The organism is Streptomyces sp. NPDC127119, from assembly GCF_042677425.1.
Taxonomy (GTDB): Bacteria; Actinomycetota; Actinomycetes; order Streptomycetales; family Streptomycetaceae; genus Streptomyces.
In genome coordinates, this window is record NZ_JBHXTO010000105.1 from 19,423 (window position 1) to 32,031 (window position 12,609).

At 71.3% G+C, this 12,609-nt stretch carries 11 protein-coding genes; 4 read left to right on the forward strand and 7 right to left on the reverse strand.

What is annotated here, in order from left to right; translation table 11 throughout:
• Positions 1-214: 214 nt before the first annotated feature.
• The 6 genes from ACFVH5_RS32295 to ACFVH5_RS32320 form a co-directional block, all read right to left on the reverse strand.
• Positions 215-952: an FAD:protein FMN transferase gene (locus ACFVH5_RS32295; protein ID WP_385837276.1), complete on the reverse strand. Its 738-nt coding sequence runs from the start codon at positions 950-952 to the stop codon at positions 215-217.
• Positions 953-1,040: 88 nt separating this feature from the next.
• Entirely contained in the window at positions 1,041-1,901 is an 861-nt protein-coding gene (locus tag ACFVH5_RS32300; protein WP_385837267.1) for an FMN-binding protein, read from the reverse strand.
• Positions 1,902-1,947: 46 nt separating this feature from the next.
• Positions 1,948-3,276 (reverse strand): ferric reductase-like transmembrane domain-containing protein, encoded by a 1,329-nt coding sequence (locus ACFVH5_RS32305; RefSeq protein WP_385837277.1) that lies wholly within the window; start codon positions 3,274-3,276, stop codon positions 1,948-1,950.
• Positions 3,277-3,467: 191 nt separating this feature from the next.
• Positions 3,468-4,169 (reverse strand): L,D-transpeptidase, encoded by a 702-nt coding sequence (locus ACFVH5_RS32310; RefSeq protein WP_385837268.1) that lies wholly within the window; start codon positions 4,167-4,169, stop codon positions 3,468-3,470.
• Between the two features lie 2 nt (positions 4,170-4,171).
• On the reverse strand, positions 4,172-4,759 hold the full coding sequence (locus tag ACFVH5_RS32315) for a pyridoxamine 5'-phosphate oxidase family protein (RefSeq protein WP_385837270.1): 588 nt from the start codon (positions 4,757-4,759) through the stop codon (positions 4,172-4,174).
• A gap of 135 nt (positions 4,760-4,894) precedes the next feature.
• On the reverse strand, positions 4,895-5,773 hold the full coding sequence (locus ACFVH5_RS32320) for a hypothetical protein (protein WP_385837271.1): 879 nt from the start codon (positions 5,771-5,773) through the stop codon (positions 4,895-4,897).
• Positions 5,774-6,089: 316 nt separating this feature from the next.
• Between ACFVH5_RS32320 and argH the strand changes: the two genes are divergently transcribed.
• From argH to ACFVH5_RS32340, 4 genes are all read left to right on the forward strand, one after another.
• Complete coding sequence (argH, locus tag ACFVH5_RS32325; RefSeq protein ID WP_385837272.1) at positions 6,090-7,517, forward strand: argininosuccinate lyase; 1,428 nt, start codon at positions 6,090-6,092, stop codon at positions 7,515-7,517.
• A 669-nt stretch (positions 7,518-8,186) separates the two neighbouring features.
• Positions 8,187-9,158: an aldo/keto reductase gene (locus tag ACFVH5_RS32330; protein ID WP_385837273.1), complete on the forward strand. Its 972-nt coding sequence runs from the start codon at positions 8,187-8,189 to the stop codon at positions 9,156-9,158.
• 104 nt (positions 9,159-9,262) lie between these two features.
• Entirely contained in the window at positions 9,263-9,814 is a 552-nt protein-coding gene (locus ACFVH5_RS32335) for a TetR/AcrR family transcriptional regulator (protein ID WP_385837274.1), read from the forward strand.
• The gene (locus ACFVH5_RS32340) at positions 9,811-11,328 is read left to right on the forward strand and encodes an MFS transporter (RefSeq protein WP_384810296.1); all 1,518 of its coding nucleotides are present in this window, start codon (positions 9,811-9,813) and stop codon (positions 11,326-11,328) included. The genes ACFVH5_RS32335 and ACFVH5_RS32340 overlap by 4 nt, the downstream gene beginning before the upstream one ends.
• A gap of 201 nt (positions 11,329-11,529) precedes the next feature.
• Here the strand turns inward: ACFVH5_RS32340 and ACFVH5_RS32345 are convergent, their stop codons facing one another.
• Positions 11,530-12,222, reverse strand: coding sequence for a 1-acyl-sn-glycerol-3-phosphate acyltransferase (locus ACFVH5_RS32345; protein ID WP_107019745.1), 693 nt, complete (start codon positions 12,220-12,222; stop codon positions 11,530-11,532).
• Positions 12,223-12,609: the final 387 nt, after the last annotated feature.

The window sequence follows — 12,609 nt, forward strand, 5'->3', positions numbered from 1 at the left end:
CTGGTCGCGCAGTTCCCCGCGCCCCTAAAAGCCAAAAGCGCAGGTCGCCCACGGAAACGAAAGACAGGGGCGAAGCCCCGTCTTTCAGGGGCGCGGGGAACGGCGCGGGCAACCACGACGGACCCGCAGTCGACCATGCACCGGGGTGCCCCCTAAGGGGCGCGGGGAACTGCGCGGCCAGCCACGGCGCGCCCGCAGCAGGCAGCAGGCCCGATCACCCCAGCCGGTCGGCCAGACCGTCCGTGCAGCGGACTTCATCTCCCGCTGTGATCAACAGCGCCTCCACGTCCGGCAAGGACTCCAACCACGCCAGCCCCTCCCGCGACCCCATGGCGAACGCCGCCGTCGCCCACGCGTCCGCCCACGTGATGCGCGGCCCGACCACGGTCACCGCCACCAGATCGGTCACCGCGGAGCGCCCCGTGCGCGGATCGACGATGTGCGTACCCCGCTCCGCGGACCCCGACGTCGCGACGGCCAGCCGGTCCACCCCCGCCGCGGAGACCACCGCGGCCAGCCCGCCCGGCCGCAGGGGGTCGGCCACCCCGACCCGCCAGGGCCGGTGCGGCCCCGGCACGCCGTACATCTGCACGTCACCCCCGCCGTTCACGCTCACCCCGCTCGCCCCGGCGTCCACGAGCCGCAGGGCCGCCCGTTCGACGGACCAGCCCTTCACGATGCCGGTCGGGTCGACGGACCCGGCGTACGTCGAACTGAACCACCCGTCGCTCAACCGCTCGGCCTCCGCGCACAGTCCGAGGACCTCGGCGACCTCGGGATCGCACTGGTCCACGGTCAGCAGCCCCTGCGCCAGCCGGGAGATCTGGCTGTCCGGACGGTAGGTGCTGAACACCTCGTCCACCACGTGGAGTTCGGCGACGGCCGCCGCCAACGCCGCCTGCACGGCCTCGGGTTCACCCCCTCGGATGTCGAAGGAGAAGACCGTCCCCATCACCTCCTCCGCGTGACGCACCGCGAGGGGCACCCCGGCGGATTCGGCGGACCCGGTGGACTCGGCGGACCCGGTGGGTTCAGCGGGTTCAGCCACCGGCCTGGTCCAGGGCCGACTGCAGGGACTCCTTGTAGCCGCCGCTGGTGTAGGTGGCCCCGGACACGGCGTCGATGTCGGCGTTGCCCGCGGCGACCGCCGCCGCGTTCAGCTTCGGCACCGCGTCCCCGCTGATCTGGTCGCTGCGCCCGCCCTTGGGCTGCTGGACGGCCTCGGCCTTGGTGATCTTCCCGCCGGTCACGGTGACCCGTACCTGCACGGGCCCGTAGTCGGTCGTGACCGCCTTGCCGGTGACGGTCTTCGCCTGCGCGGCACCGGCCCCGGAACCGCTCGCGTCGCCCGAACCGCTGCCGCCACCCGTGGCGTTCCCCGTTCCGCCGGTCCCGCCGCCGGTCCCACCGCCCGTGCCGCTCGCCTCGGCCGAACCGCCGCCCGGCGCACCGGCCTTGTCCAGCGCCGACTGGAGCGACTTCTTGTAGCCGCCGCTGGTGTAGGTGGCCCCGGACACGGCGTCGATGTCGGCACTGCCGGCCGTGACGGCCGCCTTGTTCAGCTTGGGCACCGCGTCGGTGCTGACCGTCGTACTGCGTCCGCCGGTCGGCGACTGCAGGGCAGCGGCCGAGGTGATCTTCCCGCCGGCCACGGTGATCCGGACCTGGACGTTGCCGTAGTCGGTCTTGACGACGTCACCGGTGAGGGTCTGGGCCTGAGTGCCGCCGGCCGCCTGTACTCCTCCGGAACCTTGCGGGGAGGCCGACTGCTGCTGCGACGCGCCGTCGGCGGACGCCGCCGCCGGGTCCGACGCGGGCTTCAGCGCCAGCAGCAGGACGATGCCGGACACCGTGGCGGCACCGGCCAGCACGACGCGGCGCAGGGGATGGCTCTTCTTCATGGGTCCGGACTCCCGTTCCTCAGGATTCTCAGAGTTCTCAGAGTTCTCAGAGTTCGAAGGACTCGTGGTGGATGCGGCGGGCGGGCACGCCGGCGCCGCGCAGTGCGGTGTACGCGCCCTCGGCGAAGCCGGGCGGCCCGCACAGGAACACGTCGTGGTCGTCGATGTCGGGCAGCTTCTGGCGCAGCGTCTCCGGGTTGATGTCGGGGCGTTCCCCGTCGGGGCTGTTCACCGCGTACATCAGCCGGGCACCGCGCTCGTCGGCGATGGCCGACAGCTCGTCCCACAGCGCCAGGTCCTGGGTGCTGTTGGCCCGGTACAGCAGGGTGAGGTCACCCCGCGCCGCAGGCAGCGTCTCGAACAGCGCCCGCATCGGGGTGATGCCCACGCCGCCGGCCATCAGCAGTACCTTGCCCTGGCTGCGCCGGGACGCGGTCAGCGCGCCGTACGGGCCCTCGGCCCAGACCCGCGTGCCCCGCTTCAGCCCCTTCAGCGCGGTGCTGTGGTCGCCCAGCGCCTTGACGGTGATCCGCAGCAGCCCGGGGCGCGGCGCGGCCGACAGCGAGTACGGGTGCGAGCTGAGCCGCATGCCCGGCGCCATGAACCGCCAGCGGAAGAACTGTCCCGGCTCGGCACCGATCCGGTGCAGCCGCTTCCCGCTGATCAGCACGGAGACGATGCCGGGCGCCTCCTCGACGACCTCCTCGACCTGCATCCGGTGGCGCAGGTTCAGCCGGACCGGCGTGATCACCCGGTACCAGATCACCAGCGCGGTGACCGTCCCGTACAGCGCGTACCAGGCGGTGGTCGCGGCGGGCTCGACGGCGAAGTCGTTGCCGGTGGACAGCTGGTGCCAGAACGACAGGTACACGGACACGTACGTGAGCAGGTGGATGTGGTACCAGGTGTCGTACGGGATCCTCTTGCGCAGTCCGCCCACCGAGATCAGGCCGATGAACAGCAGCAGACCCGTGCCGATCGCCGCCTTGCCCATGTCGGGCAGGGTCTTGACCGAGTCGATGGTCTGCTCGACGACCCCGGTGTTCGCCTGGAGGGCGTAGCCGTACATCGTCAGGCCGATGTGGGCGAGGACGAGACACAGCATGTAGCGGCCGCTCATGGCGTGCCAGCGGGCGACCCGGTCCGAGCCGACGCGGCGTTCCAGGGCGGGTACGCGGGCCATCTGCAGGACCACGAGAGCCATCAGATACCCGGCGAGGAGACCGGTGATCCGGCCCGCGTTCAGGATCCGGCCCTTGTCGTCGGCGATGGCCGGCGTATTGCTCCACCAGAGCCAGACGACTCCCGCCGCGCCCGCCCATACCGCTATGAGCAGCGGGATGGCGGGGGAGCGGCGAGGGCGGATACGGCGCATCGTCTGGCGCCGCGCGGCGCGACCGCCGGCGATCGTGCTCACGGTTCCTCCGTGGGGGACGCTGGGAAGGGGAGTGACCCCTAGGCCCACTGGTACGTCCCGGGACGGCCGTGTGTTCAACGGGCCGCGGGGCAAGCCGTGAACTGCTGAGACCCGCGGTAACGGCCGGCGGCCTCCTACTGGTGGTGAGATCAGTAGCGGGTGAGGGCGGTCGGCCCGTCGTCCGTCCCGATGGCGATGTGCGGACTGCGGGCGGGCTCGGCCCAGTTCAGGATGCGCCGCATGGCGTCCTTGGGCACGGACACACAACCTGCGGTCGCCCCACGCCCGTTGACGTGCAGAAAGATCCCCGCACCGCGCCCGTGCACGGGCTGCGCGTAGTTGAAGCCGACGACGATGGCGTACGCGTACTGCGTCCCGTACGAGATCAGGTGCTCGGACTCGGCGGCGCGGCAGTCGGCCGGGCGGGGGTCGGTCCACCGGTTGTAGGAGCGGGAGTCGTTGTCCTGGCACCACCAGGAGGTCTGCCGCACCGGCCGGTACGGCGTGCGCGTCCCCTCGGGCGCCGGTTCGATCCCGAAGGCGTACGGGAGGTCGTACAGGCCGGTCGGGGTGGTGTTCGTGCCCTGCTCGCGGGAGCCGCCCTCGACGAGCCCCTTGGCGCCGAAGCGTGCGGGCGCCGAACCGGCCTTCACCCAGTGCCCGTGCCGGCGGTTCCACCAGGTGACGGTGCCGGTCGTCGACGAGGTCCGGGGGGCCTGCGCGGTGACGAGCTGGCTCCCGCCGCCCGTGTCCGCCATCCGCTCGGGCAGCGGGGGCGGGTTTTCGGGGGCCGGTCCCGCGGCGAGCACGAGGAGGGACACGGACGCGAGGACGGCGGCTCCGGGGCGCATGCTCAGACGGTACGGGCCGGCAGGGGCAGCGGCAGCCCGGGCAGGCCGTCCATGCTGGTCCCGATGTGGTCCTTCTTCTCGAAGTACGCGTTCAGCGAGACGTCGTCCTCGCGCGCGAAGCGCCTGGCGTGCAGGTCGCGGTCCTCGTCGTACGACATGTAGGGCACGGCGTAACCGCAGCTGTCCCGGACGATCTCGGCCTTCACCACGATGATCGCCCGTAGGCCGTGCGGGTCGGGGACGATGTCCGGGAAGCGTGCGAGGAGTTCCTCGAAGCGGGGGTCGTCACGGAAGACCGGCTCGCCCCGGCCGTGCACGCGGACGATGTTCGGCGGGCCCTGGAAGGCGCACCACATCAGGGTGATCCGGCCGTTCTCCCGCAGATGCGCGATGGTCTCGGCGTGGCTGCCGGCGAAGTCCAGATAGGCGACGGTGAGGTCGTCGAGGACCGCGAACGAACCGGTCAGTCCTTTGGGGGAGAGGTTGACCGTGCCGTCGCCGGACAGGGGCGCGGTCGCGGTGAAGAAGAGGGGCTGCGCCTCGATGAACGTACGCAGGCGGCCGTGGATGCGTTCGTAGGTCTTTCCCATGGTCGGTGATTATCGGCGAAAGTCGTTCGCCTGTCTAACTATATGCGCGGGCTCCGGGACCCGCGGGCCGTGTGGCCCCGGGTCCCGGGCTCGCCCCGGCCGGCGCGCGGGGCGCCCGTGGGGGTGCGGCCGGCTCTACTGGTTCAGCTCGCAGGGAGCGAGCGCTTCGAGGCCTTCCGGCTTGGCCGCGGCTCGGCCGATGGCGGTCTCGATGCGGTTGAGCACGGCGACGCGCTTGTCCTCCAGGGGGCCGAGGATGGCGTTCTGGACGAAGTTGGCGCCGCCCTGGCCGACGGTGTCGATGAGCCGCTGGTTGGCCTCGGCGATCTGGGTGTCGAGAAGGGCGAGGTTCCTGGTGACCTCGTCCTGCGCGGACGCGGGGATCGCGGGGAGACTGCCCTCGACCGCGGGGCAGTTGACCGTACCGACGGCGCCCGCGTCACCGGCGTCGCCCGTGTCCTCGGCTCCGCCCGCGTCGCCCGCGTTCCCGCCGGCCTCTTCCGTGGCCGCGTCGGTCGGCTCGGCTCCGGCCTCCTCGCCCGCCTCGCCGCCCGCTTCGGCCGCGCCGTCGGCGTTCAGCTCGCAGGGGGCGAGTGCTTCGAGGCCTTCGGGCTTGGCCGCGGTGCGGCCGATGGCGGTCTCGATGCGGTTGAGGGTGGCGATGCGCTTGTCCTCCAGGGGGCCGAGGATGGCGTTCTGGACGAAGTTGGCGCCGCCCTGGCCGACGGTGTCGACGAGTCGCTTGTTCGCTTCGGCGATCTGGGTGTCCAGGAGGGCGAGGTTCCTGGTGACCTCGTCCTGCGCGGACGCGGGGATCGCGGGCAGGCTGCCGTCCACGGCGGGGCAGCTGATCGTGCCGGGAGAGGCGAGGGTGGAGGCCTGGTCGTCGGTGCTCTTGGACGTCTCCCCGGCGAGGGCGGAACCTGCGATCACCGCTCCGGACAACGCCACCGCGGCAGCGCCGCCGATGATCGCCACGCGGCGCTTGTTGTACTTCGGAAGAGCCCTGGACATGGGGATGCCTCACTTGGGTCAGGGGAGGGGGCGATGACTTCGAAGTGGAGTTCGAAGGTGCTTCACGGACGCGGCGCCGGCGTTCGGGGTGAAGTACGGGTAAGCGGTTTCTCGCGTTCAACGGGAGGCGGGATTTCATTGCCGGGACTCGCTGAATTGACGAGTCATGCAGGAGACTGCATAATCATGCATAGCGGCGAACGTGCTGCGACAAGGCCCGGCGGGCGGCCGGGTGAAGGCCGTCATGGCCGGTCGCGCCGTTCCCCGCGCCCCCTCGGGGGCGTCTTCTTCCCAACAGTCCTGAGGAGCGCAGCCAGTGAGCAGCAACAGTGGTGACGTACGGCTCTGGGGCGGGCGGTTCGCCGACGGTCCCGCCGAGGCACTGGCGAAGCTGTCCGCGTCCGTCCACTTCGACTGGCGGCTGGCGCCCTACGACATCGCCGGTTCGCGTGCCCACGCGCGCGTGCTGCACAAGGCACACCTCCTCGACGGCGACGAGCTGACCCGCATGCTCGCGGGCCTCGACCGGCTGGAGACCGCCGTGGCGGACGGCTCCTTCGTCGGAACCGTCGCCGACGAGGACGTCCACACCGCCCTGGAACGCGGACTCCTGGAACAGCTCGGCCCCGACCTCGGCGGCAAGCTGCGCGCCGGCCGTTCGCGCAACGACCAGGTGGCCACGCTCTTCCGGATGTACCTGCGCGACCACGCCCGGATCATCGGCGGTCTCATCGCCGAGCTCCAGGACGCACTCGTCGGCCTGGCGGAAGCGCACCCGGACGTCGCGATGCCCGGCCGAACGCACCTGCAGCACGCCCAGCCGGTGCTGTTCGCCCACCACGTGCTGGCCCACGCGCAGGCCCTCTCCCGGGACGCCGAGCGGCTGCGGCAGTGGGACGAGCGGACCGCGGTGTCGCCCTACGGCTCCGGTGCGCTCGCGGGCAGCAGCCTCGGCCTCGACCCGGAGTCGGTCGCCAAGGACCTCGGCTTCGAGCACGGCAGCGTCGGCAACTCCATCGACGGCACGGCCTCGCGGGACTTCGCGGCCGAGTTCGCCTTCATCACGGCGATGATCGGCGTCAACCTCTCGCGGATCGCAGAGGAGGTCATCATCTGGAACACGAAGGAGTTCTCCTTCGTCACCCTCCACGACGCGTTCTCCACCGGCTCGTCGATCATGCCGCAGAAGAAGAACCCGGACATCGCGGAGCTGGCGCGCGGCAAGAGCGGTCGCCTGATCGGCAACCTCACCGGTCTGATGGCGACCCTCAAGGCCCTCCCGCTCGCCTACAACCGCGACCTCCAGGAGGACAAGGAGCCCGTCTTCGACTCCTGCGACCAGCTGGAGGTCCTGCTGCCGGCCTTCACCGGGATGATGGCCACGCTGACGGTCAACCGGGAGCGGATGGAGGAGCTGGCCCCGGCCGGGTTCTCGCTCGCCACGGACATCGCGGAGTGGCTGGTCAAGCAGGGGGTGCCCTTCAGGGTCGCGCACGAGGTCGCGGGCGAGTGCGTGAAGGCCGCCGAGGCCGACGGGGTCGAGCTGGACGGGCTCACCGACGAGCAGTTCGCGAAGATCTCCGCGCATCTCACGCCGGAGGTGCGGTCGGTGCTGAACGTACCGGGCGCGCTGGCGTCCCGCTCCGCGCGCGGCGGCACGGCGCCGAGCGCGGTCGCCGTCCAACTCACCGAGGTGAAGTCGGACGTGGCAACGCAACACGCCTGGGCGACGGCCAAGTCCTAAGGGGTAGGGCTGCGCGGCTCCTGGGGGTACGGGCGCCATGACTGACGCCTGCCGTCCCACTGCGTAGTTCCCCGCGCCCCTGGGGGTGTGAAGGCCGGTGAGATGCCGCGGGCACACCGTGGCTGGCCGCGCAGTTCCCCGCGCCCCTGAAAAACGGGGCTGCGCCCCGGTCTTTCGCCCTGAAGGGGCGCGGGGAACGGCGCGAGCAACCACGACGTGCCCGCAGTGGGCGACGGCCCTTTTTGGGGGCGCGGGGAACGGCGCGAGCAACCACGACCTGCCCGCAGTGGGCGACGGTCCTTTTGGGGGCGCGGGGAACGGCGCGAGCAACCACGACGTACCTGCAGCGGACGACCGGCCTTTTGGGGGCGCGAGGAACGGCGCGAGCAACCACGGCGTACCCGCAGCGAACGAGACGGCCCCTTTGGGGGCGCGGGGAACGGCGCGAGCAAGCACGACGTACCCGCAGCGGACGACGGGCCTTTCGAGGGGCGTGGGCACCCCGCACAACCCGCACAACCCGCACCAGGCGACCGGCCTGACAAGGGGCGCGGGGAACTGCGCGACCAGCCGCAACGCACCCGCACCCGCCGACGCCCCGCCCGCATCGGGGATCACCGGGATACGTTGGGCGGACAGCCACACCCGTGCCGACCAACGGAGCTCGCGATGCCCTTCGCCCGACTGGCAACAGCAACCACCCCCACTTGCCACATCGGCTTGGGCCTCGCCGCAATCGGTCGCCCCGGCTACATCACCCTCGGCCGGGACGAGGACCTGGGCGCGGACCGCAGCGTCGAATCGCTCCGCACCCGCACCCACGAACTCCTCGACGCCGCCTACGCCCAGGGTGTCCGCTACTTCGACGCCGCCCGCTCGTACGGCCGCTCGGAGGAGTTCCTGGCGAGCTGGCTGACCGCCCACCCTGCCGTCGACGACATCGTCGTAGGCAGCAAATGGGGCTACACCTACACCGCCGACTGGCGCACGGACGCCGAGGCCCACGAGATCAAGGACCACAGCCTCACCACGTACGTGCGGCAGCGCGCCGAGAGCGCCGAACTGCTCGGCGACCGTCTCGATCTCTACCAGATCCACTCGGTGACGCCCGAGAGCCCGGCCCTCACCGACAAGGAACTGCACGCCGAGCTGGCCGAGGCCGCCGCGCAGGGCCTGACCGTAGGTTTCTCCACCAGCGGCCCCGCCCAGTCCGACGCGATCCGCGCCGCGCTCGCCGTGACCGTCGGTTCGACGCCTCTCTTCCGGACCGTCCAGGCCACGTACAACGTCCTGGACACCTCCGCGGGCCCCGCGCTCGCCGAGGCGCGTGACGCCGGACTCACCGTGATCATCAAGGAGGGCATGGCCAACGGCCGTCTCGCCGACCCGCACGCGCCGCCCGCCGTGCGCGCCGTCGCGGAGGAGGCGGGCGTCGGCTCGGACGCGGTCGCCCTCGCCTTCGTGCTGCGCAGGCCCTGGGCGGGCGTGGTCCTGTCCGGCGCGGCCACCACCCACCAGCTCGCCTCCAACCTGCACGCCGCGGTGGTCGATCTCGACGACGGCCAGGCGGCCCGCCTCGACACCCTGGCGGAGGAGCCGGGTGCGTACTGGGAGCACCGCTCCGGCCTGCCCTGGCACTGACCTCTCCCGCCCGGCCACCCCTTCTGACGTTCCCCGGCCCCTCCCGGTGAGCGTCACGCGCCTCGCGTGAGACATTCGTGTCTCATCTGGGCTATGGTTGTCTCATGGCCGTCGATCGTGAACACGTGCTGCGCAGCGCAGCCGCCCTGCTGACCCGCAGAGCCACCGCCACCATGGACGAGGTCGCCAAGGCGGCCGGGATCAGCCGGGCGACCCTGCACCGCCAGTTCGCGGGCCGCGACGCGCTCGTACGGGCGCTCGAAGAGCTGGGCATCCAGGAGTGCGAGGCCGCGCTGGACGCGGCCCGGCTGGACGACGACACCGCCCGCGAGGCCGTACGCCGTCTGGTGGGCGAGTTCGAGAGCGCCGCGGGCCTGCTCGGCTTCCTCTACACCGAGAACCAGCTGTTCGAGGGCGAGGAGCAGAACGCGGGCTGGTCCCGCATCGACGCCCGGATCGCCGCGCTGTTCCGGCGGGGCCAGGAGGGCGGCGAGTTCCGTATCGACCTGACCCCGGCCTGGCTCACCGAAGCCCTCTACGGGCTGTTCGCCTCCGGGGCGTGGGCCGTGAGCGAGGGCCGCGTGGCGGCCAAGGACTTCCAGTACATGATCGTCGAGCTCTTGCTCGGTGGCGCACTACGGAGAGAGGAATCATGACCAGCACGACGCGGCCGGCGTTCGCGGCGGAGGCGGAGAAGCGACCGGGCCGCTGGCTCGCGCTGTCCGTCCTCGTCCTCGCCGTGCTGCTGGTGGCCGTCGACGCGACCGTCCTCGGTCTCGCGACCCCCTACATCAGTGAGGACCTGAAGCCCTCCGGCAACCAGCTCCTGTGGATCGGTGACGTCTACTCGTTCGTCATCGCCGGTCTGCTCGTCTCCATGGGCAGCCTCGGCGACCGTGTCGGCCGCAAGAAGCTGCTGCTCGTCGGCTCGGTCGCGTTCGGTCTGGTCTCCGTGCTCAACGCCTACGCGAGCACGCCCGAACTGCTGATCGTGGCGCGGGCGTTGCTCGGTGTCGCGGGTGCCACGCTGATGCCCGCCACGCTCGCCCTCATCCGCAACCTCTTCCACGACCCGCGCGAACGCAGTCTCGCCATCGGTATCTGGGGCGCCACCGCCTCGGCGGGTACGGCGGTCGGCCCCGTCCTCGGCGGCTTCCTGCTCGAACACTTCTGGTGGGGCTCGGTCTTCCTGATCAACCTGCCCGTGATGGCGGTCCTCGTCCTGGTCGGTGTGAAGCTCCTGCCGGAGTCCCGCAACCCCGAGCCCGGCCCGTGGGACCTCCTCAGCGTCGTACTGTCCCTCGTGGGCATGGTCGGCATCGTGTACGGCATCAAGGAGGCCGCCTCGCACGGCCCGAACGCGACGGCCGGCGCGGCGGCCCTGCTCGGAGCGGCGGCGCTGTACGGCTTCGTACGCCGCCAGTTGACGCTCCCCGTCCCGCTCCTGAACATGCGGCTGTTCCGCAACCGCGGCTTCTCCGGAGCGGTACTGGCCGACCTGCTGACCATCCTCGGCCTGTCCGGAGTGGTCTTCTTCCTCTCGCAGTACCTGCAACTCGTTCAGGGGCGCGGGCCGCTGGAGGCTGGTCTCGCCGAACTGCCCGCCGCGGTGGGCGCGGTGGCGGCGGGGCTGGTGGCAGGAACGTTCGCTCGCCGGTACTCGGTCCGTGCCGTCGTGGCCGGCGGTCTCGCCGCGATCGGGCTCGCCCTGGCCGCGCTGACCGTGCTGGACCAGTCCACCGGCTATCCGCTCCTCGGCACGGCTCTGCTGGTCGTCGGCGTCGGCGCGGGCTTCTCGTTCACCGTGACGGCCGACGTGATCCTCTCCAGCGTGCCGAAGGAGCAGGCGGGCGCCGCGTCCGCGGTCTCGGAGACGGCGTACGAGCTGGGGGCGGCCCTGGGCATCGCCCTGCTGGGCTCGATCGTCACGGGCGTCTACGCGGGCTTCACGGCCCCGGCGGGCACACCCCAGGAAGTGGCCGACGCGGCCCACGAGTCCCTCGGCGGAGCGGTGGAGGCCTCCTCGGCCCTGCCTGACGCCGAGCCCCTGCTGGACGCGGCCCGCACGGCCTTCGTCGACGGCATCGCCCTGGCGGCGGGCCTGGGCGCAGCAGTCCTCCTGGCTGCGTCAGCGGCAGCATGGCACCTACTGAAAAACCAGAAGCTGTAGCCCGACAAAGGGGGCTCGGGCCCGTACAGACGTGCGGCTCCGGGCCCCGTAAGGGGCGCGGGGAACGGCGCGCTCAACCACGTACGACCCGCACGGTGCCACCGGCCGTCACCCCCTCAGGGGCGCGGGGAACTGCGAGACCGGCCCAGGACGGCCCGCACCCGACAGGCCGACGACCACCCGGTCAAAAAACCAGCGGAGCTACGCCGCTTCCTTCGCCTTCGTGGCGTACATGTCCACATACTCCTGCCCGGACAACCGCATGACCTCAGCCATCACGGAGTCCGTCACGGCCCGCAGGACATAACGGTCCCGATCCATCCCCTCGTACCGCGAGAACTCCATCGCCTCGCCGAACCGCACGGTGACCCGCCCCGGCCGGGGGAACCCCGCACCACCGGGCTGGATCTTGTCCGTACCGATGATGGCGAACGGCACCACGGGCGCCCCGGTCATCAGCGCGAGCCGCGCGATACCGGTACGGCCCCGGTAGAGGCGCCCGTCGGGGGACCGCGTCCCCTCCGGGTAGATGCTGAAGACCTTGCCCTCCTCCAGCACCCGACGCCCCGTCATCAGCGCCGCGACACCGCCGCGTCCGCCGTCCCGGTCGACCGGGATCATGCCGCAGCCGGTGAAGAACCACGCCATCAGCCGCCCCTTGAGGCCCTTGCCGGTGACGTACTCGTCCTTGCCGATGAAGAAGACCTGGCGGTCGCAGAACAGGGGCATGATCATCGAGTCGATGAACGTGAGATGGTTGCCGGCGAGGATGACCGGGCCCGTGCCCGGGATGCGCTCCGCACCTTCCACCCGTGGGCGGAACATCAGGCGCATGATCGGTCCGAGCACTGCCTTGATGAGCGCGAAGCGGGACAACGGGCCCTCCGGTGTCAAGGGGTGGGTGACAAGTCTGTGTGGGTGTCAAGTCTGTGCAGGTGAGGACGATACTCGCGCGCGCCGGGGTCTTGCACATCGGGTTCACCGACTGGATACGCACTGTTGACCCTTGTTTACCTGGGGTGGCGCCGTGTCACACGGCTGTCATCCACACGAGACGGTGTGACGAAATCCGCACGAGTTAGCCCTCATGGGGCAGGTTCCCACCCACGGCAGCCCAAACTTCTGTCTGTCTGTTTGCCGACTGCCGACTGCCGACCACTGACCGACGACTGTCGACCGCGGGCCGGTGAGGGCGGGCCGCGCAGTTCCCCGCGCCCCTGAAGAAGGGCGGGGGCTACGCCCCGCCCTTCTTCCTCGGCCCGTCCGGCGTTCGAGGACGAG